We start from the raw sequence: 23,907 nt of genomic DNA, 5'->3' as shown, positions 1-23,907 counted from the left end.
AATGCCAAGGGCGAGCTTGAGCTGGCCTACTACCTGTGTTACGCACCGGTCGGCACCACCTTGGAGGACCTCATCGCCGTCGCTGGCTCTCGCTGGGCGATCGAGGAGTGTTTCCAGTCCGCTAAGAACGAGACCGGACTGGACCACTATCAGGTCCGGCGTTATGACGCCTGGCACCGCCACATCACCTTGGCGATGCTCGCCCATGCCTATCTCGCCGTCACCGCCGCGCACGCCCCAAAAGCCCAAGGGGCCTGGTCCGCCTCACACCAGCAGAAATCCGCCGTCTGCTGGCACGCCTGACCACCACGATCACCCATCCCCTCAGCCACGCCCTCGCCTGGTCCCAACACCGACGACACCACCAAGCCCGCGCCCGAGCCAGCCACTACTGGAAACGCTGGCTCCAACATCACGAAATCAGGCTGTAGTACTAGCCGCTCGCGGTAGCCGGACAGGGCGTCGCCGGTAGCTCTGACCTGGGGTCAGACGCGAAGCCGACGGTCGACATCTTCGCGGAGGTTGGCGCAGCCCATCTCCTGCCGAAGGGGTGGCGGCGGGCTCCCTCATGCAGTGATCAGGTTGCCTCAACCCACACGCATGCACTACTTGGTGTTGCTATGTACCGGTAGTCAGCGTTACTGTGTACCGGTACTCAGCACCACCGAGTAGCTGAAAAGGGGGCGACTCCATGGGCAGGCAGGCGACCGAGATGCTCAAGGGAACGCTGGAGGGCATCGTCCTGGCGATCCTGTCCGGCCGGCCCGCGTACGGCTACGAGATCACGGCATGGCTGCGGGATCAGGGCTTCTCGGACATCGCCGAAGGCACCATCTACGCGCTGCTGGTCCGGGTCGAGCAGCGCGGCCTGGTCGACGTGGAGAAGGTCCCGTCCGAGAAAGGGCCGCCGCGCAAGGTGTACTCCCTGAACGCCCAGGGACGGGAGCACCTCGAAGAGTTCTGGAGGACCTGGAGCTTCCTCTCAGAGAGGCTCGAACAGCTCCGCAAGGAAGGTAAGCAGACATGACCACAGGGTCGAACGAATCGAAGAGCCGCTATCTGCAATACCTGGAGAAGGTCACCGGGCCGCTGGAGGACAAACGGCGCTACCGGCAGTACAAGGCGCGCATCAAGCAGCTCCCCCAGAACTACCGCACGGCGGCCGAGGCGATGGAGCGCTACCTGATGCTCCTCGGGCCGGCCGACGGCGCCGGCGCGATCGCGATGTTCGAGGACCTCGCCGATCTGTTCGAACAGAGCGCGGCGGACGGCACCCCGATCCGCGCCCTCTTCGGGGAGGACCCCGTGGAGTTCGCGGAGGCGTTCATGGCCAACTACCCGGCCGGACAGTGGCGAAGCCGGGAGCGTAACCGTTTCACCGGCGCCATCGAGCGCGTCGCCGACGAAGAACCCGGAAGAGAAGACAGGACCACGTGATGACGACACAGCAAGCCCCGGCGATCGAGGTGCACGGCCTCGAGAAGTCGTACAAGGACCTGCGGGTGCTGCGCGGCGTGGACTTCGACGTGGCGCGAGGCAGCATCTTCGCCCTCCTCGGCTCCAACGGGGCCGGCAAGACCACGGCCGTGAAAATCCTGTCCACGCTGCTCAAGGCCGACGCCGGCACGGTCCGCGTCAACGGCTTCGACGTCGCCAGGCAGGCCGCGGACGTGCGGGAGTCCATCAGCCTCACCGGACAGTTCGCCGCCGTCGACGAGATCCTCAGCGGGCGGGAGAACCTCGTGCTGGTCGCCCGGCTGCGGCACCTCAAGAACCCGCGCAGGATCGCCGATGACCTGCTCGCCCGTTTCTCGCTGACCGACGCGGCCGCGCGGAAGGCAGGGACGTACTCCGGTGGCATGCGCCGCCGCCTCGACATCGCCATGAGTCTCATCGGCAACCCGCCGGTCATCTTCCTCGACGAGCCCACGACGGGGCTCGACCCCCAGGCACGCATCGAGGTGTGGCAGGCCGTCAAGGAACTCGCCGCCCAGGGGACGACGGTGCTGCTCACCACGCAGTACCTCGACGAGGCCGAGCACCTCGCCGACCGGATCGCGATCCTCCACGAGGGCCGGATCATCGTCAACGGCACCCTCACCGAGCTCAAGCGACTGCTCCCGCCCGCCAAGGTCGAGTACGTGGAAAAGCAGCCGACCCTCGAGGACGTCTTCCTCACCCTCGTCAGCGCCGACGGCAAGAACGGCGACGCTCGCCAAACACCGCAGGTCAGTACGGACCAGTAAGGAATCACGATGACCAGGCACTTCTTCGGCGACACCGTCGTCCTGCTGGGACGATCCCTGCGCCACGTCACGCGCAGCCCCGACACCATCATCACGACCGCGGTCATGCCGATCGCCATGATGCTGATGTTCGTCTACGTGTTCGGCGGCGCGATCAAGACGGGGTCGGACTCGTACGTGAACTACATGCTGCCCGGCATCCTGCTCATCACGGTCGCCTCGGGCATCGCCTACACCGCGTTCCGGCTGTTCATGGACATGAAGGGCGGTGTCTTCGAACGCTTCCAGTCCATGCCGATCGCACGCTCGTCCGTGCTGTGGGCGCACGTGCTGACCTCGCTGGCCGCCAACCTGATCTCACTCGTGGTCGTCGTGCTCGTCGCCCTGCTCATGGGCTTCCGCTCGGCGGCGGGGGCACCCGCATGGCTCGCGATCGCCGGCATCCTGATCCTGTTCACCCTGGCGCTGACGTGGATCGCCGTCATCCCCGGCCTGTCCGCCAAGACCATGGAAGGCGCGAGCGCGTTCTCCTACCCGCTCATCTTCCTGCCGTTCCTCAGCTCGGCCTTCGTGCCCACCGACACCATGCCCGGCCCGGTGCGCGCCTTCGCCGAGCACCAGCCGGCGACCTCCATCGTCAACGCCATCCGCAGCCTGTTCACCCAGCAACCGGTCGGAACCGACATCTGGACCGCCCTGGCCTGGTGCGTCGGCATCCTCATCGTCGCCTTCGCCTTCGCCATGCGCACCTACCGCCGCAAGATCTCCTAGGCCGAATCGGTCAGGCTTGTCTTGATCCAGAACAGTGTGGCGGGCAGACGGCTCGCGGTGGCCTTGCCGGTCAGCAGGAAGCTGGCATTGGCGCACAGGAAGGCCACGACGAGCCGCGGCAGGATCTCTTTGATCGAGTACCTGGTCTGGACGGTTTCGTAGCTCATGGCGAGGATCCCGCCGACGGTGGCGAACAGGATGAAGGATCCGTTGGCGATGACCAGGGTCACGTGCCACAGGTCCTCGATCCGTGTCTGACCGTCGACGCTGGGGGTGGCCAGGAGGGTGGCGGCCAGGGCATCCAGCAGCGGCTTGATCGCGGATCCGACGAGGTCGGCGAACCAGGCGTTGATCTGGTTGGTGATCCAGTCGCCGAGCTGATCCCGGTGGTCCCGCTCGGGAGCGGTGGCAGTTCAGGCGTCGGGGCGGGCGAGGGATTTGTCCACAGGATGTGGATAAGAATTTCGATGGACATCGCCGTCACCCGCCGACGACGTGCTTGAGCACGTTGACGAACAACGGAGCCAGCACGGCCAGGGCGTAACCGAGCGCGGCGGCCTTGAAAGCGACCTTGGCTTTCTGGACCTCCCCGGGGTCCCCGCCGGCGACCAGGTAGCGCAGGCCGCCGATGGTGAACATGAGCGTCGCCAGAGTGGCGAGCAGCCCGACGATCCAGTTCCGCAGGTTGGTGAAGACCTTCTCGAGCTGGTCCGGCCGGGTCGGCGGAGCCGCGGCAGTCATGTTGCCGCCGTCGGCCACAGCCGCGGCAACGAGAACGGCGACGACTGCCGCCGCGATGCCGACGACGACCAGGATCCGGACGATGTGCCGCCGCGGTTTCCGCGACGCCGGCAGGTGAGGGATCCGCGCGGAGCCGGTGAGGCTGCCCCGGCCTCCTTTCCTCGTGGTGGTCTCGGGTTGCGTATCCGAGCTCCGGCTCCGCGCGGAAATCATGGGGACGTCCTCCTCCACCTCTCTAGAAGGGGCGGAGGAGATCGTCAGGGACGTGGCGGCCTCGACTTCGCCGCTCAGGACGGCGTCGACGAGGATCGGCTCGCAGCGCTGGCGGCGCTTCTTGGCGGCCTCGGTGGTCAGGCCGAGCTGCCGGGCGGCGTCAGCGAGGGTGCGCTGGCACGCCTCTGGCGTCTGGTGGTGCGGTATGTCGGCGGGCGTCCGCCAGAGCAACGCCAGAGGCACGCAGATGCTCTCACCAGGGCTGACGGCTCACGCCGGAGCGGTGCCGGAGGCCGCTGCTGCACTCGAAGCGCGTATCTGAGTTCCGCCCCGGAACAGAAATGAAGGCAACGAGCACGACCTGGCGGCAGGTCCCTCACCAGCCGGCCTCGGCTGCGTGGACCCCTCTCATGGGGGCTTCCTTCGTGCAGGGGGAGGCGTGATGAGAGTCCCGTACTGGCGAGGCGACCACACCACCCTGCACCTCGGCGACGCACGCGACGTGCTGTCTGAGATGCCCGACCGCTCCGTGGACTGCCTGGTGACCAGCCCGCCCTACTACGAGCTTCGGGACTACGGCCCCGGACAGTACGGCCAGGAGCCCACACCCGACGACTACGTGGAAAACCTCCGCGCCAACTCCGACGGCTGCGCCCGCGGCGCCACCTACAACCAGCGACAGCCGACCGTACGGCCCCGCGCCCGTCGCAACGTGCCGCCCAAGAACCTGCTCGGCATGCCCTGGCGGGTCGCCTTCGCCCTCCAGCGCGACGGCTGGATCCTGCGCAACGCGATCGTCTGGTCCAAGCCCAACGCCATGCCGCAGCCGGCCCTGGACCGGCTCTCCACCCGCTACGAGCTGATCTTCCTGCTCGTCAAGCAGCGCTTCTACTGGTTCGACCTCGACGCCATCCGCGAGCAGTACACCGGCGACCGCTCCCTGTCCCGCCGGGCACGACGCGGCGGGACGAAGCCCAACGCCATCCAGACGACCTGGCCACCGACCGGCATACCGGAGTCAGCCGACGCCCAGCCCGGCACCACCAGCCGCCCGAACCACCGTGCCAATGATGCGGCCAACCCGAGCTGCCGCAACCCCGGCGACGTCTGGACCATCTCGACCAGGCCCTACCGTGGCGCCCACTTCGCCCCGTTCCCGATCGACATCCCGCTCCGCGCCATCGCCGCCGGCTGCCGCCCCGGCGGCACCGTCCTGGACCCGTTTTCCGGAGCGGCAACCACCGCCCTTGCCGCCCGGCAACTCGGCCGGCAGTTCATCGGCATCGAACTCAACGCGGACTACTGCAAGCTCGCGGTAGCGCGGATCCGTGAAGCGTCGGCAGCGGCAGGAGGCATCGAATGAAGGACATCACCCTCCGCGACCTGCAGGACCTCCCGCCGACACTGGACCTCATGACCGCCGCGAGGATCCTTGGCATCGGCCGCACCAAGGCCTACGAGCTGGCCAAGAAGGACAGTTTCCCGTGCGGACCATCCGCATCGGCGACCTCTACCGCATCTCCACTGCCGACCTTCTTCGCCTCATCAGTGGTGGTACCGCGGTTTTCGGGTACCGATGATGGCACAACACAGCGCCTCTGATCAGGGAGTGCATTGGCATCCGGGCTGATCCCCGGATGCCAATTTACCGCTCCACAAGTCGACCGGATCCGGCCCACCGGATCCTGCTAGAGGTGAGAAAAGGGTGGCAACGGCGCCGAGGCTATCGGCGAGCAGCTCCAGGAGTACCTACGCGACCGCATCGCGGCGTTCAAGGTGCCGGTCCGTTTCTGGTCCAGGAAAGCGAGCTGCCGCGCAACCCGGGGCGAGGTCCTCAAGACCCGCCTGCGCAAGGAGACGCGCGGGCCGGAAGCATTACCCGGCGCGTAATCGCCTCTCCTCAAGGGTCCATGACACCGTTCACGTGTCGTCACCGAGACAACCTGAAGGAGCGCGAAGATGACCGACTACACCGCCTTGGCCGAGCGTTATGTCGCCGCCTGGAACGAGCGTGACCCCGAGGCCAGGACGAAGGCGGTGGCCGCGCTGTGGACCGAGGACGGCGGCTACATCGACCCGCTGGCCACGGTGACCGGCCACGAGGGCATCGCCGCCGTGATCGCCGGCGCGCAGGACATGTTCCCCGGGTTCGTGTTCACCCTGGGCGGCGCCGTGGACGGCCACCACGACACGGCCCGGTTCACCTGGCACCTCGGCCCCGAGGGCGCCGTCGAGCCCGTCGTGATCGGTTTCGACGTCGTCGCGATCGCCGAGGACGGCCGGATCGGCAACGTGTACGGCTTCCTCGACAAGGTCCCCGCCTGACCGCCTCTCTGCGGGCTCCCGGCCGCCCCTCGTGCCGAGAGCCCGCTCGGCCAGGCTGCCGAGTCAGTCCGACTCCCACCATTCCTTGCTCTCCTGGGCGTACGTGGCCTGATCCCACCGGCGCCACTGGCCGGGGTGCTTCCCGCTGAAGTCGCCGTTTCCCGCCGCCCGTAGCGAACCGTCAGCCCAGGCACCTGCTCAGCGAAGCTCCTGGCGGCGCAGTCGTCGTGACCGTGGTGGCTCACATCACGGAGGTACGGGCCGGCTACGGCGTTGCCAGGGATGCCCTTCGTGACTTCACGGCGTTCAACCCCATCCGCGCCCAGGGAAGATCGGCTGCCAGGACCTGTCGATGTGGATCGATGTCTGCTACCTGGTGCCGGACGGCCGCGATGGCAAATCGATGGCAAACGATCAAAAGGCCAGGTCCCGGATCTTGGGAACTGGCCTCTGAGCTGGTGATTCGTGGTGGGGCTACCAGGACTTGAACCTGGGACCTCTTCCTTATCAGGGAAGCGCTCTAACCGTCTGAGCTATAGCCCCGCGATGCGCAACGAACGTTACCGCATCCGGTTTCCGGTGGCGAATCCGCTTCCGGACGAGGAAAAGCTTACCGTGTCCGGCCCGGTGGTCGTGCCGCGAAGCGCGGGTGCCCGCCTCGTACGGCCGGCCGCTCGGGGCGGCCCGCCGTACGGAGGGGTCACTCGGCTTCGCTGAAGGTGACCTCGACGCCGCCGACGAGGTCCGCGGAGATGTTGTAGATCACGGCGCCGAGGGTGGACAGCGCGGTGATGAGCACGACGTTCAGCGCGCCGAGCAGTGCCGCGTATCCGAGGATGCGGACCGGCTCGAACCAGCCGCGGATGTCGATGGTGCCGACGCCCTTGCCCGCGACGCCGCCGCTCGTGGTGAGCTGCATGACGGTGTCGGTGATCGAGGAGAAGACGCCGAGCGCCGAGAGCACGCCGTACAGCACCGCGACGGCCACGAACAGCACGACGAAGCAGACCAGCGAGACGACGAAGCTGAACTTCATCGCCGACCACGGCTCGACCCGGCGCAGCACCAGGTGGGCCTTGCGCGGCGGGCGGACGCCGACGCCCGGCTTCTTGTCCTTGCCTTTGGCTGCCTCGGGGCGGTCCGTGCCTCCGGGGCCGAAGGTGAGCCCGCGTACGGAGCCGCCGTCCATCTTGGGAACGCCGTTGTCCACAGGCGCCCGGGCGCCGTCCACAACGGGAGCGGCCGCGGCCACCCCGGCGGGGCGGGGATACTGCGCCGTGGCGCCGGGGTCGGACCCGCCGCCGTTGGGCCTGCCGTTCTCGGGCCTGCCCTTGTCGGTGGCGCCGTCCGCGGTCGCCTGCCGCTTCCACGGCTGGTCGGCGCCCGTGGTCCGGATGCGCATGGTGTCTTCGGCCTTCGCCTTGTCGGCGGCGGTCACGTCATCTCCTTCGGAACCCACCCTGGGGACGCTACCGCCATCCTGTGCCCGCGCGGTAACGCCGTTGGAGGACGACGCCGGACGGGCGCCCGCCGGTTTCTGCCTGGCGCTGCCGGGGGTCCGTGCCCCGCCGCTGTCGCTCATGCCACACCCTCGCCTGACGGCTCGGGTCCGCATTCGCGAATCGCACTGTGCTCATCGATTCGCTCGCTGCGCTCGCTCATGCCTCGTCTCCTGCCCCGTTCTCCTCGGTCACCAACGCCTCGGCGTTGCGAGCGAGGGCGACGACGCTGTCACCCTCGGCCAGATTCATCAGGCGGACGCCCATGGTCTGGCGGCCCGACTGCTTGATCTCGCCTGCACTGGTACGGATCACCCCGCCGGCGGAGGTGATCGCGAAGACCTCGTCCTCGGGACGCACCATGACGGCACCGACCAGCTTGCCACGAGCACTGACGATCTTCGCCGTCAGGACGCCCTTGCCGCCCCGGCCCTGCACCGGGTACTGGTCGGCGGGTGTCCGCTTCGCATACCCGCCCTCGGTCGCGATCAACACGTCGTCGCCGTCGCCCATGACGTTCATCGCGAGAAGCTCGTCACCGTCCACGAACCGCATGCCGATCACACCGCTGGTCGCGCGGCCCATCGGGCGCAGCGCGTCGTCCGAGGCGGTGAACCTGATCGACTGCGCGTTCTTGGAGACGAGCAGCAGGTCGTCACCCTCGGACACGAGACGGGCGGCGATCACCTCGTCATCCTCGCGCAGGTTGATCGCGATCAGGCCACCGGAACGCGGCGAATCGTATTCGGAAAGGCGCGTTTTCTTCACCAGGCCGCTGCGGGTCGCCAGCACCAGGTACGGCGCGACGTCGTAGTCCCGCAGGTCGAGGATCTCCATCACGTGCTCGTCGGGCTGCATGGCGAGCAGGTTGGCCAGGTGCTGGCCCCGCGCGTCCCGCCCCGACTCCGGCAGTTCGTACGCCTTGACCCGGTAGACCCGGCCCTTGTTCGTGAACGCCAGCAGCCAGTGGTGCGTCGTGGTCACGAAGAAGTGCTCGACGATGTCGTCCTGGCGGAGCTGGGCGCCCCTGACGCCCTTGCCGCCGCGCTTCTGCGCCCGGTAGAGGTCGGTGCTCGTCCGCTTGGCGTACCCGCCGCGCGTGATCGTGACGACCACGTCCTCCTCGGCGATCAGGTCCTCGATGGACATGTCGCCCTCGTACGCGATGATCTCGGTCTTCCGCTCGTCGCCGTACTTGGCGACGATCTCCCCGAGCTCGTCCGACACGAGCCGGCGCTGCCGGGGCTCGGAGGCCAGGATGTCCTGGTAGTCGGCGATCTGCGCCATCAGGCCGTCGTACTCGTCCTGGATCTGCTGCCGCTCCAGCGCGGCCAGCTTGCGCAGCTGCATGTCCAGGATGGCCTGCGCCTGGACCTGGTCGATGTCCAGCAGCGTCATCAGGCCGCCCTGCGCCTCGGCCGCCGACGGCGACCGCCTGATCAGGGCGATGACGTCGTCGAGCCGGTCGAGGGCCTTGAGCAGGCCGCGCAGGATGTGCGCCCGCTCCTCGGCCTTGCGCAACAGGAACCGGGTCCGCCGGACGACGACCTCGATCTGGTGCGTGATGTAGTGCCGGACGAACTGGTCGAGCCGCAGCGTCCGCGGCACCCCGTCGACCAGCGCGATCATGTTCGCGCCGAACGTGGTCTGGAGCTGGGTGTGCTTGTAGAGGTTGTTCAGCACCACCTTGGCGACCGCGTCGCGCTTGAGCACGATCACCAGCCGCTGGCCGGTGCGCGAGGAGGTCTCGTCGCGGACGTCCGCGATACCGGTGACCTTCCCGTCGCGGACCAGCTCGGCGATCGTGAGCGCCAGGTTGTCCGGGTTCACCTGGTACGGCAGGGCCGTGACCACCAGGCACTGCCGTCCCTTGGGGTCCTCCTCGACCTCGACGACGGCCCGCATGATGATCGAGCCGCGGCCGGTGCGGTAGGCGTCCTCGATGCCGCGGCGGCCGACGATCAGCGCGCCGGTCGGGAAGTCGGGGCCCTTGACCCGGGTGAGCAGCCCGTCGAGCAGTTCCTCGTCGGACGCCTCGGGGTTGTCGAGCGCCCAGATGACAGCTCCGCCGACCTCCCGGAGGTTGTGCGGCGGGATGTTGGTCGCCATGCCGACCGCGATTCCGGCCGACCCGTTCACCAGCAGGTTCGGGAACCGCGACGGAAGGACGATCGGCTCCTGCGACCGCCCGTCGTAGTTGGGCTGGAAGTCGACGGTCTCCTTGTCGATGTCCCGGAGCATCTCCATGGCGATCGGCGCGAGGCGGCACTCGGTGTACCGCATCGCGGCGGCCGGGTCGTTGCCCGGCGAGCCGAAGTTGCCCTGCCCGTCGACGAGCGGGTAGCGCAGCGACCACGGCTGCGCGAGCCGTACGACGGTGTCGTAGATCGACGTGTCGCCGTGGGGGTGGTAGGAGCCCATGACGTCGCCGACGACCCGGGAGCACTTGAAGTAGCCGCGGTCGGGCCGGTAGCCGCCGTCGAACATCGCGTACAGCACGCGGCGGTGCACGGGCTTGAGGCCGTCGCGGACGTCCGGCAGCGCGCGGGACACGATGACGGACATCGCGTAGTCCATGTAGCTGCGCTGCATCTCGGCCTGGATGTCGACCGGCTCGATCCGATCGGCGGGGGGCCCAGGCGGCGTGTTCACTTCCGTCACGAAAAGTCCTTCTGGTTAGCCGCGCTGCTCAGACGTCAAGGAAGCGGACGTCACGGGCATTGGTGATGATGAAGTTCCTGCGCGCCTCGACGTCCTCGCCCATCAGCACACTGAACAGGTTGTCGGCCTGGGCGGCGTCGTCGAGGGTGACCTGGCGGAGCACCCGCGTGTCGGGGTTCATGGTGGTCTCCCACAGCTGGGAGGCGTTCATCTCGCCCAGACCCTTGAACCGCTGCACGCCGTCGTGGAGCCGGGGGTCGCGCCGGCCGCGGCCGACGCCCTCCTCGATGATCGCGTCCCGCTCCCGGTCGGAGTACGCGTACGACGCGTCCTCGCCCTTGCGGTCCCACTTGATCTTGTACAGCGGAGGCTGGGACAGGTAGACGTGGCCCGCCTCGATCAGCGGCCGCATGAAGCGGAACAGCAGCGTCAGCAGCAGCGTGGTGATGTGCTGGCCGTCCACGTCGGCGTCCGCCATGAGGATCAGCTTGTGGTAGCGCAGCTTCGAGATGTCGAACTCGTCGTGCACGCCGGTGCCGAGAGCCGTGATCAGCGCCTGGACCTCGTTGTTCTTGAGGACCTTGTCGATCCGGGCCTTCTCGACGTTCAGGATCTTGCCGCGCAGCGGGAGGATCGCCTGGAACTTGGGGTCGCGCCCGCCCTTGGCCGAGCCGCCGGCCGAGTCGCCCTCGACGATGAACAGCTCGCACTTCTCCGGCTCCGACCACTGGCAGTCGGCCAGCTTGCCGGGGAGCCCGCTGCCGCTCTCCAGCAGCGACTTGCGGCGGGTGAGGTCGCGCGCCTGGCGGGCCGCGATGCGGGCCCGGGAGGCCTGCAGCGACTTGTTGATGATCTCCTTGGCCTCGCCCGGGTTGCGCTCGAACCAGTCGCGCAGGTGGTCGTTGCAGGCCTTCTGGACGAACGACTTCGCCTCGGTGTTGCCCAGCTTGGTCTTGGTCTGGCCCTCGAACTGCGGGTCGGCCAGCTTCACCGAGATGATCGCGGCGAGCCCCTCGCGGACGTCGTCGCCGCTGAGGTTGTCGTCCTTGCCCTCCTTGAGGAACTTCTGCTCGCGCGCGTACCGGTTGACGATGGTCGTCAGCGCGGCGCGGAAGCCCTCCTCGTGGGTGCCGCCCTCGGCGGTGTTGATCGTGTTGGCGAACGTGTAGACCGACTCGCTGTAGGAGGCGTTCCACTGCATGGCGATCTCGACCGAGATGCCGTCGCCGTGCTCCTCGAAGTCGATGACCGAGTTGTGGATCGGGTCCTTCTTCGAGTTCAGGTGGGTGACGAAGTCGGACAGGCCGCCCTCGTAGTGGTACGTGACGACCTTGGATTCGCCCTCGATGATGTGGTCGGGCCGCTCGTCGGTGAGCCTGATCGTGAGGCCCTTGTTGAGGAAGGCCATCTCCTGGAACCGGCGCGCCAGCGTCTCGAAGTTCCAGGTGACGGTCTCGAAGATCTCCGCGTCGGGCCAGAAGCTGATCGTCGTGCCGTGGTCCTCGGTGGGCTCGCCCTTCTGCAGCGGCCCGGTCGGCTTGGCCGTCACGTACTTCTGGCGCCACACGTGGCCGTCGGTCCGGACCTCGACCTCAAGGCGGGTCGACAGGGCGTTGACGACCGAGGCGCCGACGCCGTGCAGGCCGCCCGAGACGGCGTACGACTTGCTGTCGAACTTGCCGCCGGCGTGCAGCACGGTGAAGACGACCTCGACGGCGGGCCTGCCCTCGGCGGCGACGATGCCCACGGGAATGCCGCGTCCGTGGTCCATCACGCGCACGCCGCCGTCGGCGAGCAGGGTGACCTCGATCAGGTCGTTGTAGCCGGCCAGCGCCTCGTCGACCGCGTTGTCGACGATCTCCTGCACCAGGTGGTGCAACCCGCGCTCACCGGTCGAGCCGATGTACATGCCGGGCCGCTTGCGGACCGCTTCCAGCCCTTCGAGAACGGTGATAGAGCTAGCGTCGTAGGACAAGTGCGAAATCCTCCTGCCGCGGACACGCGGCGGGCGACACCGTGGATTGGCTGCCCCTGCCGTGCCCGTCACCGTCGTGAATGCCCCGATGCGCCCGCCCAGGGAAACCGGCCCGCAGGACCGGGGGTGACGCAAACCGGACGTGTCCTTGAGTCCTCCTACATTCTACCGGTCCGACCGACAACCGGTGGCATCCACGGGGGCTGTGGTGCCCTGTCGCTTGATGATCATGTTTCCGAGCATCCCCTACGGGGGACGGGGGTCATGGCCTCAGGCGCGATTTTGGGCCGGTTCGGGCTTCCGGAGACTCCCCCCTGCCCAAAGGACGGGCCCGTTCACCCGTAGGTGTCCCCCGGCCCCCGGCTGCCGCGCACCCGGAGGCCGCCCTCCGGCCGCGGGCCCGCGCCCGGGCCGCGCACCTTCACCCTGGTCACCGTGCCGTCGCCGAGTTCCTCGTTCAGCCGCTTGACCAGCGTGGCGGCGAGCAGGCGCACCTGGGTCGCCCAGGCGGTCGAGTCGGCGGCGACCAGCACCTCGCCGTCCTCGAAGCTCTCCGGCCGGGTGTGGGCGGCGAGGTCCGGCCCGACGATCTCCGGCCAGCGGCCGAAGACCCCGCCGACCGCGACCGGCTGCTCCCAGCCCCGGGCGGCGAGCAGGTCGCGGATCGCCCGGCCGAACGGCAGCGGATCGCCGGAGTCGCGCCGCGGGCCGCCCGAGCCGGAGCGGCGGCGGGGCTCGCTGCGCGGCAGCTGCCCCCGCTTGAGCGCGTCGGACTTGGCCTGGGCCAGCTTCTCCCGCGCCAGCGCGGCGCCCCGGGCGACCGAGCCCTTCGGGGATTGTCCACCGCCTGTGGATATCTCATCGGACACGGGTCACGCTCCCTTCGGTCACGTCGAACCGGGCGCCGGTCAGCTCCGGCGGCACGTCGTCCGGCACCGCGGCGGTGATGAGCACCTGCTCGGCCGGGGCGACGATCTCGGTGAGCCGCCTGCGCCGCTGCCCGTCCAGCTCGGCGAAGACGTCGTCGAGGATCAGCACGGGGTCGCCGCCGTCGGTTCTCAGCAGGTCGTAGGCCGCGAGCCGCAGCGCGAGCGCGAACGACCACGACTCGCCGTGGCTGGCGTAGCCGCGGGCCGGCAGCTCGCCCAGCCGCAGCAGCAGGTCGTCTCGGTGCGGGCCGACGAGGGTCACGCCGCGTTCGAGCTCGGCCTGACGCGCCTCGGCGAGGCCCGCCCGCAGGCCTTCGGCGAGAAGTTCCCGGTTTGTCCCCAGGGTGGGGATATCTGTGGATAACCCCGACGCCCGGTACTCCAGATCGGCGAGCCCCGACGTCGGGGCGAGCGTCGCGTACGCCTTGGCGGCGAGCGGGCGCAGCAGGTCCACCAGGTGCAGCCGGGCCGCCAGCAGTTCGGCGCCGAAGCGCACCAGGTGGGTGTCCCAGATCTCCAGCGTGCTCAGCACGTCCCCGGCGCCCGCGGCGGCGAACGCCGCGTCGTCGTCCTGCCTGCGGGGGCCGCGCCGCCGCCCCGCCCGGGACGCCGCGGCCGTACGCAGGAGGGTGTTGCGCTGCTTGAGCACGCGCTCGTAGTCGGCGCGTACGGCCGCGAACCGGGGGGCGCGGGCGACGAGCAGCTCGTCCATGAACCGGCGGCGCTCGGAGGGGTCGCCCTTGACGAGCGCGAGGTCCTCGGGGGCGAACAGGACCGTGCGCAGCAGGCCGAGCGCGTCGCGCGGCCGCGGCACCGGCGAGCGGTTCACCCGGGCGCGGTTGGCCCGGCCCGGGTTGATCTCCACCTCGACGAGGGCGCGGCGGTCGTCCCTGACCACCACGGCCCGTACGACCGCCCGCTGCGCGCCGTGCCGTACGAGCGGGGCGTCGGTGGCCACCCGGTGGCTCGAATGGGTCGCGAGGTAGCCGAGCGCCTCGACGAGGTTGGTCTTGCCCTGCCCGTTCGGCCCCACGAAGGCCGTCGCGCCCGGTTCGAGCGTCAGCTCGACCTCCGGGTAGGACCGGAAGTCGGTGAGGGACAGGCTCGCCACGTGCACGCCCGCAAGGCTAGTGCCCACCGGCCGCCCGGGGTGGTCACCGGTCGGCTTCGGGGGGCGGAGCCACGTCGGCGCCGGGGGAGTCGGCGCCCCTGCCGGTCTGGCCCTCGGCCGACGCGACCGCGTGGCCGCCGAACTGGTTGCGCAGCGCCGCGACCATCTTCATCGCCGGGGAGTCGGCCTGGCGCGAGGCGAACCTGGCGTACAGCGCGGCCGTGATGGCCGGCAGGGGCACGGCGTGGTCGACGGCGGCCTGCACGGTCCACCGGCCCTCGCCGGAGTCCTCCGCGTAGCCCTTCAGGTCGGCGAGGTCGGGGTCCTCCCGCAGGGCCCGCACCAGCAGGTCGAGCAGCCAGGACTGGATGACCGTGCCGTGCCGCCAGCTCCGGAACGTGTCGGGGACGTTGGTGACGACGTCGCTGGCCTCCAGCAGTTCCCAGCCCTCGGCGAAGGACTGCATCATGCCGTACTCGATGCCGTTGTGGACCATCTTCGCGAAGTGGCCCGCGCCGACGCCGCCCGCGTGCACGAAGCCGTCCTCGCCCTCGGGCTTGAGCGTGTCGAAGGCCGGCATGAGCCGCCCGACGTGCTCGTCCTCGCCCCCGACCATCAGCGCGTAGCCGTTCTGCAGGCCCCACACGCCGCCGCTGACGCCCACGTCGACGAAGCCGATGCCGCGCGTGCCGAGGTCCGCCGCGTGCCGCTGGTCGTCCAGGTAGTGGGAGTTGCCTCCGTCGATCACGACGTCGCCCTCCGACAGCAGGTCGCGCAGTTGCTCGACGGTGGCCCGGGTCGGCGCTCCGGCGGGGACCATCACCCAGACCGCGCGCGGCGCCTGAAGCCTCTCGACGAGGTCCTTCAGGCTGCCGACGTCGCTGAGGGCGGGATCGCGGTCGTAGCCGACGACCTCATGGCCGCCGCGCCGCAGCCGCTCGGCCATGTTCCCGCCCATCCTGCCGAGCCCGATCATGCCGATCTGCATCTGAGCCACCCCTTGACGTCCGCGTCGTCCACCGAGGCACGCGTACCCATGCATCGGGTGTCCATGCCACGGCCAAAGCGTACGCCCGGGGGTCGCGGCGAGATCAGCTGGACAGGCGGATGGGCATGATCAGGTAGCGGTAGTCCTCGTTCGCGCCTTCGTCCACAGGCTTGCCCGCGGTGAGGATGGCCGGCTTGGTCGGCGTGGTGAACTGCAGCCGGGCGATGTCGGAGTCGATCGCCCCCAGGCCCTCCAGCAGGAACTGGTGGTTGAACGCGATGTTGATCTCGTCGCCGTCGAAGTCGACCGGGAGCGCCTCCACCGCCTGGGCCTCGTCGCCGCTGCCGGCCTCCAGGACGACCTCGCCGCCGCAGAAGGCCAGCCGTACGGGGGTGTTGCGCTCGGCGACGAGCGCGACGCGCTTGACGGCCTCGACGAACGAGCCTGTGGACAAGTCGGCGCGGGCGGAGAACTCGGTGGGCAGCAGCGAGCGGTACTTGGGGAACTCGGGGTCGAGCAGCCGGGTCGTCGTCCGCCGTCCGGAGCTGGAGAACCCGATCATGCCCTCGCCGGTGCCGCCGGCGGAGCTGAGCGCGATCTCGACCTCCGCGCCGCTGCCGCCGAGCGCCTTGGCCGTGTCGGCGAGCGTACGGCCGGGAATCATCGCCACGGCCTGGAAGCCGGGCTGCTCCGGCTGCCACTTCAGCTCGCGTACGGCGAGCCGGTAGCGGTCGGTCGCGGCGAGGGTCACCGTGTCGCCGTCGATCTCCATCCGGACGCCGGTGAGCATCGGGAGCGTGTCGTCCTTGCCCGCGGCCACGGCCACCTGGCCGACGGCGGAGGCGAACACGTCGCTGCCGACCCGTCCGGCGGCGGGCGGCATCGCCGGAAGGGACGGGTAGTCCTCCACAGGCATGGTGAGCAGGGTGAACCGCGCGCTTCCACAGGTGACGACGGCCTTCGCCCCGTCCACGACCAGTTCGACCGGCTGTGCGGGGAGGGCGCGCGTGATCTCGGCGAGCAGCTTGCCGGAGACGAGCACCACGCCCGCCTCCCCGGTCTGCAGGTCGAGGGTCACCTCGGCGGAGACCTCGTAGTCGAAGCCGGAGAGCTTCAGCCTCTGGTCGTCGGTCACCTCAAGCCGCATGCCGGCGAGCACCGGCACCGAGGGACGGGCCGGAAGGCTCCGTGCCGTCCACGCCACGGCCTCGGCGAGCACATCGCGATCGATCCGGAACATCACGTGGATCAGCCTCCTGGGTGTCGCTGCATCGTCAAGTCTTCACTCTCCCGCACCTGTGTGCCTCCAGAACCCCTTCTATGGTTCTTGAGTTCCTTAGAGAGAGATACAGGTCCTCGTATTAGGGAGTGTGGATATGTGGATGAGGAGCATTTTCGCAGCTCAGCGGAGATGCTTCATCCACCGGTGCTGTGGGGGAAAGGTGGACGGACCCCCTGTGGACTGTGGGTGGCCGCGCTGTCCCCACAGCCCGTCCCCAGGTTCGGGCCCCTCTGTCCACGAGTAATCCACCAGGTTTCCACCGGTTGTCCACGGGGTAAAAGGGACAGCCGATGTGCCTGTGACGAGTACGCACAGGGCGTCCCCAGCCTGCCCACAGGTATTCCCCAAGCTGTCCCCAGCTTCTCCCCAAAGTTGTCCCCAAGTGGGGACGGCCTGCCGGCGGTCCGGAGAGGGTGGGGGTAACGCGATTCGGGCCGCGATGAGGCGGCATCCCTGATCCACAGAGTTATCCACAGCCTGTGCACTAAGAGTTGCGTGCGCGCTGCTTGATCCGGGTGGTCAGCTCGTTGACCTGGTTGTACATCGAGTGCCGCTCGGCCATGAGCGAGCGGATCTTACGCTCCGCGTGCATGACGGTGGTGTGGTCCCGGCCGCCGAACTGCTGGCCGATCTTCGGCAGCGACAGGTCCGTGAGCTCGCGGGCCAGATACATCGCGATCTGCCGGGCGGTGACCAGAGCCCGCGACCGTGAGCTACCGCACAGGTCGTCGAGCGAGACGCCGAAGTACTCCGCGGTTGTGGACATGATGAGGGAGATGGTGATCTCCGGGCTCGCGTCCTCACTGATCAGGTCCTTGAGGACGATCTCGGCGAGTTGGAGGTCCACGGACTGGCGGTTGAGGCTGGCGAACGCGGTGACCCGGATCAGCGCCCCCTCCAGTTCGCGGATGTTGGTGGCGATGCGGCTGGCGATGTACTCCAGGACGTCGGGCGGCGCGGCCAGGCCCTCCTGGATCGCCTTCTTCCGCAGGATCGCGATGCGGGTCTCCAGCTCCGGCGGCTGGACGTCGGTGATCAGGCCCCACTCGAACCGGTTGCGCAGCCGGTCCTCCAGCGTGACGAGCTGCTTGGGGGCCCGGTCGCTGGAGATGACGATCTGCTTGCTGGCGTTGTGGAGGGTGTTGAACGTGTGGAAGAACTCCTCCTGCGTCTGCTCCTTGCCCTCCAGGAACTGGATGTCGTCCACAAGGAGGATGTCGACCGCGCGGTAGCGGGCCCGGAACCCGTCCGCCTTGTGGTCGCGGATGGAGTTGATGAAGTCGTTGGTGAACTCCTCGGAGCTCACGTACCGGACCCGGGCGCCGTCGTAGAGGCTCTGCGCGTAGTGGCCGATCGCGTGCAGCAGGTGCGTCTTCCCCAGCCCGGAGTCGCCGTAGATGAACAGCGGGTTGTACGCCTTGGCGGGGGCCTCGGCGACCGCGACCGCGGCGGCGTGGGCGAAGCGGTTGCTCGCGCCGATGACGAACGTCTCGAACGTGTACTTGGCGTTCAGCCGGGCCGACTCGCCGCTCGGGCGGCCGGCCCGCGCGTCCCAGCGGTTCTGCGCCGGCACGGGCTCCGGCTTGGGAGCGGGAGGCGGCTCGGGCGAGTAGCCGCCCGGCCGCTGCGGGCGGTCCGGCGGGGAGACCTGCTGGGCGGGCTGTGGATACTGCTGGTCCTGTGGATACCGCGGCCCGCCGTGGACCTGCGGCGACCCCTGCGGGCGGCCGTGGGAGGGACCGTACGCCGGACCGTGTGCGGGGCTGTGGATACTCGGCGGGGCGTGCGGCTCGGGCTCGCGCCGGGACGGCCCGTCCTCACCTAAGGGGTAGCGCGGAGCCTGGTGGTGAGGCTGTGGATAATCTGTGGACGACTGCTGTGGATGACGGTCGGCCGGCCCCTGGCCCACGGGGTCCGGAGCAGCCTGGAGTCCCGCGCCGGGATCCACCATCACCGCGATCCGCACCGGCCTGCCGAGCTCCTGCGACAGCGCGTGCACGATCAGCGGGCGCAGCCGCACCTCGATGACCTCTTTGGCGAAGTCGTTCGGGGCGGCCAGGAGGATGGTGTCGTTGATGAGGCCGGAGGGCTGTGTCATCTGGAGGAACGCACGCTGCTGTCCGGAGACGCCCTCGTCGAGGAGGGTGCTGAGCGCCCGAGCCCATACAGCGTTGAGATCGACGCCTTCCATGGCTCGGCCCCTCCTCCCTTTGCGCGGCCCCGTCCGCCGCCGCGATCCGTGCCGTGTTCCCGTCCGGTACGCCTCACGGCACCGGCCCTCTTCCGAATGCCTGATCCACACGTGATCCACACGATGTGCACAGGCCGCGTATTCTTCCCGGGCACATCCACGCTGATGAGGGGAAGGGCCGGACGGCCGACAGTAGCGGTGTGCACATCCGCGTTCAAGGCGTTGTCCACAGCCTAGTGGGCCATGGTCGCCCGCCGTACTCGGTTGGCGGCACGGGTGTCGGTTTGACCTGACGTATGGTGGCCCCGTAACGTGTCCCGGTCGGCTAATCACGCGACGGCTATTTCGCATGCCCGCGCATATGACAAGCCGCGTGACATTGGATTGTGCCGCGTCCGCAGCCCGCGGGCGTACCTGAAGCCTGGAGCCCACTCGTGAGCAAGCGTACTTACCAGCCGAACAACCGTCGCCGCGCGAAGACCCACGGCTTCCGGCTGCGCATGCGCACCCGGGCCGGCCGCGCCATCCTGGCCGCGCGCCGCCGCAAGGGCCGCGCCGAGCTGACGGTCTGACGACCAGTCGCCGCCCGCTCGCACCCGGCGCCCCTCACGGCGCCGGTGGAGCGGGCGGCCGTACGTCGAGGAAGGCCCGGTGCTGCCGTCCGCGTCCCGCATGCGTCGGGGTGACGAGTTCGCCGACGCGATCCGCCGTGGGCGACGCGCCGGGCGTCCCGCCCTGGTCGCACATCTGAACCTGCGCGACGCCGACGAGCCACCGCTGGTCGGCTTCGTCGTGAGCAGGGCGGTCGGTGGCGCCGTGGTGCGGAACCAGGTCAGGCGCAGGTTGAGACACCTCATGCGGAACCGCCTGCCGATGCTGCCGAGAGGTAGCCTCTTGGTGGTACGCGCCAATCCACCGGCCGCGTCCGCGCGCAGCGAGCACCTGGCCGCCGAACTCGACGTCGCGCTGAGTCGTTTACTCCGGCGGCGCGGGTCCGACGCCCGGACCCCGACGGATGGACGGTCATGACAGCGCAGCATCCGACCCCGGCCGAGGCGCCCGGGGAGGCCGACCGGCTCGCGGAAGGGCTGGTCGCCCGCGTGCTGCTCGCGCTCATCCGGTTCTACCGCGCATTCATCAGCCCGTTGCTGGGGCCGAGGTGCCGGTTCGAGCCGTCCTGTAGTGCCTATGGTCTCGAGGCCGTCGCCGTTCACGGAGCGGCGCGCGGGGTATGGCTGACCGTCAGGCGTATTGGACGGTGCCATCCGTTCCATCCTGGAGGTTTCGACCCGGTGCCCCCACGCCGAGTCCGGTCTCACGACGAAACGCAAGGGAGCTAGCTCGGTGGAGCTGCCATTCCTGAAATGGCTGTATACGGCGGTGGCCCAGGTGATCACCTGGATCCACGGCGGTTACAGCACCTTTATCCCCGCCAGTAGCGGTCTCAACTGGGCGCTGACCATCATCACCCTGACCGTGCTGATGCGTCTGCTGATCTTCCCGCTCTTCATGAAGCAGATGCGCTCGTCGCGGAAGATGCAGGAACTCGCGCCCAAGGTGCAAGAGCTGCGCAAGAAGTACAAGAACGACAAGCAGCGCATGAACCAAGAGGTCATGAAGCTGTACCAGGAGGCCGGCACCAACCCTCTGGGCGGCTGCCTCCCGATCGTCGCGCAGTTCCCGATCTTCATCTCGATGTTCACCGTGCTGCGGGCCATCGCCGAGGACCGGGCCGTCTTCGGGATGTCCAAGGAGCTCGTGGAGAGCGCCCGGCACGCGCACGTCTTCGGTGCTCCGCTGCCGGCGACCTTCTTCACGAGCGCGGCGGACATCGAGAAGTTCAGCGCCGATCCGGTGGTCACGAAGATCGTGCTCGGCCTCTTCGTCGCGGTCAGCTCGTGCACCACCTTCCTCACCGTCCGGCAGAGCGTGACGCGCTCGATGGCGCAGATGCCGGACAACCCCATGGCGCAGCAGCAGAAGATCCTCATGTACATCTCGCCGCTGTTCGCCGTCTTCAGCCTGAACTTCCAGCTCGGTCTGATCCTCTACTGGGTGACCACGAACCTGTGGACGCTCGGCCAGCAGCACTGGTTCTACAGCCGCCACCCCATGCCGGTCGTGGACGAGAAGGGCAACATCACCACCCCCGAGCCGTCGAACGGCGTCTTCACGAAGCTGGTGGGTAAGCCCAAGACCACGAAGGCCCCGGAGGCAGAGCCGGAACCCGCCCCCAAGATCGTCCGTCAGCAGCCGGCGCGCCAGCCCCGCAGCAAGCGCACCGGCAGCAAGAAGTCGTAGGAGAAGGAGAGTCCGGACGTGACCGAAGCTGGGGAGACCCTCAAGCCTGCTCCCGACGTCGACGCCCTGGAACAGGAGGGCGAGATCGCGGCGGACTACCTGGAGGGCCTGCTCGACATCGCAGACCTGGACGGCGACATCGACATGGACGTGGAGGGGGACCGCGCCATGGTGTCGATCGTCGGGATCAAGGGTGACGATCTCGTGGGCTCCGGCGGGGAGGTGCTGGAGGCGCTGCAGGAGCTGACGCGTCTCGCCGTGCACCGCCAGACGGGGGAGCGTTCCCGGCTGATGCTCGACGTGGGCGGCTACCGGGAGCGGCGCCGCGCCGAGCTGACGAAGGTGGGCTCCTCGGCGGCCGCGGACGTCAAGCGCACGGGCGAGCCCAAGGCGCTCACCCCGATGACGCCCTTCGAGCGGAAGATCGTGCACGACGCCGTCGCGGCGGCGGGCCTGCGCAGCGAGTCGGAGGGCGAGGAGCCCCGCCGTTTCGTGGTGGTCCTGCCCGCCTGACCGTTCCTCGCGGTTCCGGCTCCGCTTTCGAGCCCGTACGGCTCTCAGCTGTGGTGCCGGAAACGCCGGGGTTCCGCAAACTCCGACGTGGGAAGCCGTCGGTCCCGATCTTCGGGGCCGGCGGCTTTTCCCGTCCTGGCGTCCTGCCGCGTCCTGCTGAAGTCCTGCCACACCGCGGGATGAGCGACACGCCTCCCCGCACGGCCGGGGAGTGCGGACCCGGCGCCCGTATCCACGGCTGACCATTCCCGGCGGGGGAATGACGACTACCCTTGGCCCCAGAGCGTTCCTGGATGAGTGAGTGATGACGGAGAGCAACGACCTGCCCGAGGCGCCCCCGGTGGCGCGTGAGATCTTCACCGGTGAGGCGCTGGAGCGGGCCCGGGTGTTCGCCGAGTTACTCGCCGGTCCCGGAGTGGTGCGGGGGCTGCTGGGGCCGAGAGAGGTGCCCCGGATCTGGGACCGCCATCTGCTCAACTGCGCCGTGGTGGAGGAGGCGATCCCGCCGGACTCGACCGTCGTCGACATCGGTTCCGGCGCCGGCCTGCCCGGCCTGGTGCTCGCGATCGTCCGGCCCGACGTGACGGTGACATTGCTGGAACCACTGCTCCGCCGCACGGTCTTCCTCTCCGAGTGCGCCGAGGCGCTCAAGCTCGACAACGTGGAGGTGCTGCGCGGACGCGCCGAGGAGATCGCTTACAAGAGGCTCTTCGATGTCGCGACCGCACGGGCGGTGGCGCCGCTCGACCGCCTGCTCTCATGGTCGATGCCGCTGCTGCGGGAGGACGGCGAACTTCTGGCGATGAAGGGGGAGCGGGCACAGGAGGAACTGGAAGCCGCCCGCCCCCACCTCCAGTCGTACGGGGTGAGGCACGTCGAGCTCGTGACAGTGGGGCGCGGTAGGGTCGAGCCGCCCGCGACCCTTGTTCGCGTCGTCGCAGGACGACCCCCGCGAGCGGACACGCGGAGGCGACGGAAGAGGTGAGCCGCGTGGCGGACGCCGGATCAGGCGATGTGAAAACGGGACTGGGTTGGCCGGAGACCCGGCTCCCCCTACCCTGGGAGATCGCGACAGCAGGCCGGTCCTCCGGGGTTGGCTGGCCTCGTCCCCCTGCTTCGCCGGTCGAAAGGACGACGACCGTGCCCCAGACCCCCCTAAGCCCTGGCGATTCGCCGCTGGTACGAGAGGCACTGAGTTCTGTGGTTTCACGTGAAACAGCCGCGCCTGCGCAGGCGGCTGCGCCTTCCGTCGGTTACTCGACGCGTGACGAGGGGAGCTGGCCCCGGCCTCCTCGCTGCCGGGTGATGACGGTGGCCAACCAGAAGGGCGGCGTGGGTAAGACCACCACGGCCGTCAACCTGGCGGCGGCACTGTCCATGCATGATCAGCGCGTTCTCGTGGTCGACCTGGACCCACAGGGGAACGCGTCGACCGCCCTCGCGACCGAGCACCGGTCGGGGATGCCGTCGGTCTACCAGGTCCTGGTGGACGACATGCCGCTGTCGCAGATCGTGAACCCCGTCCCCGACATGCCGAACCTCTACTGCGCCCCCGCCACCCTCGACCTTGCGGGGGCGGAGATCGAGCTCGTCCCGATGGTGGGCCGCGAGTCTCGTCTGCGGAGGGCGCTGGCGGCCTTTGACGCCATGGAGTTCGACTACATCCTCATCGACTGCCCGCCGTCGCTGGGCCTGCTGACGGTGAACGCCATGGCGGCGGCCCAGGAGGTCCTGATCCCCATTCAGTGCGAGTACTACGCGTTGGAGGGGCTCACCCAGCTCATGCAGAACGTCGAACTGGTCCGTGCGCACCTCAACCAGACGCTCGCGGTCTCGACCATCCTCCTCACCATGTACGACGGCCGTACCCGCCTGGCGTCTCAGGTAGCGGAAGAGGTGCGGTCCCACTTCGGGGACACGGTGCTCGACGCGGTCATCCCCAGGAGCGTCCGCGTCTCCGAGGCGCCCAGCTACGGCCAGTCGGTCATGACGTACGACCCGGGATCGAGCGGCGCGCTCGCGTACATGGGGGCCGCCAAGGAGATCGCCTATCGCGCGGCGGCCCTCGCCGACGCCTGAGAACCGACCGCTGAGAACCGGTCACTGAGTGCCGACCGCCGGGAGCTGACGCTGGAAAGGCGTCGGGCGTTTCCTGGGCACG

The 23,907-nt window shown here is 68.9% G+C and carries 24 protein-coding genes, 1 tRNA gene and 1 pseudogene; 15 read left to right on the top strand and 11 right to left on the bottom strand.

Annotated elements, in window-relative coordinates; genetic code table 11:
• From HHX33_RS03620 to HHX33_RS03600, 5 genes and pseudogenes are all read left to right on the top strand, one after another.
• A pseudogene (locus tag HHX33_RS03620) lies at positions 1-303 on the top strand (IS701 family transposase); the annotation flags it as partial.
• 388 nt (positions 304-691) lie between these two features.
• Entirely contained in the window at positions 692-1,027 is a 336-nt protein-coding gene (locus tag HHX33_RS03615) for a PadR family transcriptional regulator (protein WP_182873263.1), read from the top strand.
• Positions 1,024-1,437, top strand: a complete 414-nt coding sequence (locus HHX33_RS03610) for a DUF1048 domain-containing protein (protein WP_182873262.1) — start codon at positions 1,024-1,026, stop codon at positions 1,435-1,437. Before HHX33_RS03615 ends, HHX33_RS03610 begins: the two co-directional genes overlap by 4 nt.
• Positions 1,437-2,246 carry an ABC transporter ATP-binding protein gene (locus tag HHX33_RS03605; RefSeq protein WP_182873261.1) on the top strand — a complete coding sequence of 270 codons (810 nt, stop codon included), beginning with the start codon at positions 1,437-1,439 and terminating at the stop codon, positions 2,244-2,246. Before HHX33_RS03610 ends, HHX33_RS03605 begins: the two co-directional genes overlap by 1 nt.
• A 9-nt stretch (positions 2,247-2,255) precedes the next feature.
• The gene (locus HHX33_RS03600) at positions 2,256-3,017 is read left to right on the top strand and encodes an ABC transporter permease (protein WP_182873260.1); all 762 of its coding nucleotides are present in this window, start codon (positions 2,256-2,258) and stop codon (positions 3,015-3,017) included.
• On the opposite strand, the gene HHX33_RS03595 is transcribed toward HHX33_RS03600, so the two are convergent.
• Positions 3,014-3,247 (bottom strand): hypothetical protein, encoded by a 234-nt coding sequence (locus tag HHX33_RS03595; RefSeq protein ID WP_182873259.1) that lies wholly within the window; start codon positions 3,245-3,247, stop codon positions 3,014-3,016. The two genes, HHX33_RS03600 and HHX33_RS03595, sit on opposite strands and share 4 nt — an antisense overlap.
• A gap of 250 nt (positions 3,248-3,497) precedes the next feature.
• The gene (locus HHX33_RS35550) at positions 3,498-4,214 is read right to left on the bottom strand and encodes a pilin (protein WP_310741192.1); all 717 of its coding nucleotides are present in this window, start codon (positions 4,212-4,214) and stop codon (positions 3,498-3,500) included.
• Between the two features lie 199 nt (positions 4,215-4,413).
• Here HHX33_RS35550 and HHX33_RS03585 point away from each other — a divergent pair, with 199 nt between their 5' ends.
• The 3 genes from HHX33_RS03585 (at position 4,414) to HHX33_RS03575 (ending at position 6,296) form a co-directional block, all read left to right on the top strand.
• Positions 4,414-5,334 (top strand): DNA-methyltransferase, encoded by a 921-nt coding sequence (locus HHX33_RS03585; RefSeq protein ID WP_182873258.1) that lies wholly within the window; start codon positions 4,414-4,416, stop codon positions 5,332-5,334.
• Positions 5,331-5,573 carry a hypothetical protein gene (locus HHX33_RS03580; RefSeq protein WP_259402031.1) on the top strand — a complete coding sequence of 81 codons (243 nt, stop codon included), beginning with the start codon at positions 5,331-5,333 and terminating at the stop codon, positions 5,571-5,573. Before HHX33_RS03585 ends, HHX33_RS03580 begins: the two co-directional genes overlap by 4 nt.
• A 357-nt stretch (positions 5,574-5,930) precedes the next feature.
• On the top strand, positions 5,931-6,296 hold the full coding sequence (locus HHX33_RS03575) for a nuclear transport factor 2 family protein (RefSeq protein ID WP_182873257.1): 366 nt from the start codon (positions 5,931-5,933) through the stop codon (positions 6,294-6,296).
• A 466-nt stretch (positions 6,297-6,762) separates the two neighbouring features.
• Here HHX33_RS03575 and HHX33_RS03570 read toward each other — a convergent pair.
• From HHX33_RS03570 to dnaA, 9 genes are all read right to left on the bottom strand, one after another.
• Positions 6,763-6,839 (bottom strand) — tRNA-Ile (locus tag HHX33_RS03570).
• Between the two features lie 157 nt (positions 6,840-6,996).
• The gene (locus HHX33_RS03565; protein WP_310741191.1) at positions 6,997-7,734 is read right to left on the bottom strand and encodes a DUF3566 domain-containing protein; all 738 of its coding nucleotides are present in this window, start codon (positions 7,732-7,734) and stop codon (positions 6,997-6,999) included.
• A gap of 220 nt (positions 7,735-7,954) precedes the next feature.
• On the bottom strand, positions 7,955-10,456 hold the full coding sequence (gene gyrA / locus HHX33_RS03560; protein ID WP_111700103.1) for a DNA gyrase subunit A: 2,502 nt from the start codon (positions 10,454-10,456) through the stop codon (positions 7,955-7,957).
• A gap of 28 nt (positions 10,457-10,484) precedes the next feature.
• The gene (gene gyrB / locus HHX33_RS03555; protein ID WP_396697362.1) at positions 10,485-12,410 is read right to left on the bottom strand and encodes a DNA topoisomerase (ATP-hydrolyzing) subunit B; all 1,926 of its coding nucleotides are present in this window, start codon (positions 12,408-12,410) and stop codon (positions 10,485-10,487) included.
• A gap of 356 nt (positions 12,411-12,766) precedes the next feature.
• Positions 12,767-13,300, bottom strand: a complete 534-nt coding sequence (locus tag HHX33_RS03550; protein ID WP_310740222.1) for a DUF721 domain-containing protein — start codon at positions 13,298-13,300, stop codon at positions 12,767-12,769.
• On the bottom strand, positions 13,290-14,477 hold the full coding sequence (recF, locus tag HHX33_RS03545; RefSeq protein ID WP_182873256.1) for a DNA replication/repair protein RecF: 1,188 nt from the start codon (positions 14,475-14,477) through the stop codon (positions 13,290-13,292). Before recF ends, HHX33_RS03550 begins: the two co-directional genes overlap by 11 nt.
• 37 nt (positions 14,478-14,514) lie before the next feature.
• Positions 14,515-15,513: a phosphogluconate dehydrogenase (NAD(+)-dependent, decarboxylating) gene (gnd, locus tag HHX33_RS03540; RefSeq protein WP_396774401.1), complete on the bottom strand. Its 999-nt coding sequence runs from the start codon at positions 15,511-15,513 to the stop codon at positions 14,515-14,517.
• 49 nt (positions 15,514-15,562) lie between these two features.
• A complete protein-coding gene (gene dnaN, locus HHX33_RS03535) occupies positions 15,563-16,702 on the bottom strand; it encodes a DNA polymerase III subunit beta (protein WP_182873255.1) in 1,140 nt (379 codons plus the stop codon).
• Positions 16,703-17,225: 523 nt separating this feature from the next.
• The gene (dnaA, locus tag HHX33_RS03530) at positions 17,226-18,932 is read right to left on the bottom strand and encodes a chromosomal replication initiator protein DnaA (RefSeq protein WP_182873254.1); all 1,707 of its coding nucleotides are present in this window, start codon (positions 18,930-18,932) and stop codon (positions 17,226-17,228) included.
• A 434-nt stretch (positions 18,933-19,366) separates the two neighbouring features.
• On the opposite strand from dnaA, the gene rpmH reads away from it, so the two are divergent.
• From rpmH to HHX33_RS03495, 7 genes are all read left to right on the top strand, one after another.
• Positions 19,367-19,504 (top strand): 50S ribosomal protein L34, encoded by a 138-nt coding sequence (gene rpmH, locus HHX33_RS03525; RefSeq protein ID WP_015772801.1) that lies wholly within the window; start codon positions 19,367-19,369, stop codon positions 19,502-19,504.
• Between the two features lie 79 nt (positions 19,505-19,583).
• Complete coding sequence (rnpA, locus tag HHX33_RS03520) at positions 19,584-19,961, top strand: ribonuclease P protein component (RefSeq protein WP_182873253.1); 378 nt, start codon at positions 19,584-19,586, stop codon at positions 19,959-19,961.
• Positions 19,958-20,272 carry a membrane protein insertion efficiency factor YidD gene (yidD, locus tag HHX33_RS03515; protein WP_111700096.1) on the top strand — a complete coding sequence of 105 codons (315 nt, stop codon included), beginning with the start codon at positions 19,958-19,960 and terminating at the stop codon, positions 20,270-20,272. Before rnpA ends, yidD begins: the two co-directional genes overlap by 4 nt.
• Before the next feature lie 4 nt (positions 20,273-20,276).
• Positions 20,277-21,233, top strand: coding sequence for a membrane protein insertase YidC (yidC, locus tag HHX33_RS03510; protein ID WP_182873252.1), 957 nt, complete (start codon positions 20,277-20,279; stop codon positions 21,231-21,233).
• An 18-nt stretch (positions 21,234-21,251) separates the two neighbouring features.
• Positions 21,252-21,746, top strand: coding sequence for a protein jag (locus tag HHX33_RS03505; protein WP_182873251.1), 495 nt, complete (start codon positions 21,252-21,254; stop codon positions 21,744-21,746).
• Positions 21,747-22,050: 304 nt separating this feature from the next.
• On the top strand, positions 22,051-22,731 hold the full coding sequence (rsmG, locus tag HHX33_RS03500) for a 16S rRNA (guanine(527)-N(7))-methyltransferase RsmG (protein WP_111700093.1): 681 nt from the start codon (positions 22,051-22,053) through the stop codon (positions 22,729-22,731).
• Positions 22,732-23,051: 320 nt separating this feature from the next.
• Positions 23,052-23,825 carry a ParA family protein gene (locus tag HHX33_RS03495; RefSeq protein ID WP_111700173.1) on the top strand — a complete coding sequence of 258 codons (774 nt, stop codon included), beginning with the start codon at positions 23,052-23,054 and terminating at the stop codon, positions 23,823-23,825.
• Positions 23,826-23,907 lie beyond the last annotated feature (82 nt).

The sequence above is a fragment of the Microbispora sp. H10670 genome (assembly GCF_014161385.1).
GTDB classification, from domain to species: domain Bacteria; phylum Actinomycetota; class Actinomycetes; order Streptosporangiales; family Streptosporangiaceae; genus Microbispora; species Microbispora triticiradicis.
Note: the sequence above shows the minus strand (reverse complement) of the source record. Positions and strands in the feature narration are given on the sequence as shown.

Coding starts and splice junctions, on each gene's coding strand:
- HHX33_RS03495 (WP_111700173.1), top strand. CDS start 23,052: ATGACGGTGGCCAACCAGAAGGGCGGCGTGGGTAAGACCACCACGGCC.
- HHX33_RS03605 (WP_182873261.1), top strand. CDS start 1,437: ATGACGACACAGCAAGCCCCGGCGATCGAGGTGCACGGCCTCGAGAAG.
- HHX33_RS03610 (WP_182873262.1), top strand. CDS start 1,024: ATGACCACAGGGTCGAACGAATCGAAGAGCCGCTATCTGCAATACCTG.
- HHX33_RS03575 (WP_182873257.1), top strand. CDS start 5,931: ATGACCGACTACACCGCCTTGGCCGAGCGTTATGTCGCCGCCTGGAAC.
- HHX33_RS03600 (WP_182873260.1), top strand. CDS start 2,256: ATGACCAGGCACTTCTTCGGCGACACCGTCGTCCTGCTGGGACGATCC.
- rsmG (WP_111700093.1), top strand. CDS start 22,051: ATGACGGAGAGCAACGACCTGCCCGAGGCGCCCCCGGTGGCGCGTGAG.
- HHX33_RS03615 (WP_182873263.1), top strand. CDS start 692: ATGGGCAGGCAGGCGACCGAGATGCTCAAGGGAACGCTGGAGGGCATC.
- gnd (WP_396774401.1), bottom strand. CDS start 15,513: ATGCATGGGTACGCGTGCCTCGGTGGACGACGCGGACGTCAAGGGGTG.
- HHX33_RS03580 (WP_259402031.1), top strand. CDS start 5,331: ATGAAGGACATCACCCTCCGCGACCTGCAGGACCTCCCGCCGACACTG.
- HHX33_RS03585 (WP_182873258.1), top strand. CDS start 4,414: ATGAGAGTCCCGTACTGGCGAGGCGACCACACCACCCTGCACCTCGGC.
- yidD (WP_111700096.1), top strand. CDS start 19,958: ATGACAGCGCAGCATCCGACCCCGGCCGAGGCGCCCGGGGAGGCCGAC.
- dnaA (WP_182873254.1), bottom strand. CDS start 18,932: ATGGAAGGCGTCGATCTCAACGCTGTATGGGCTCGGGCGCTCAGCACC.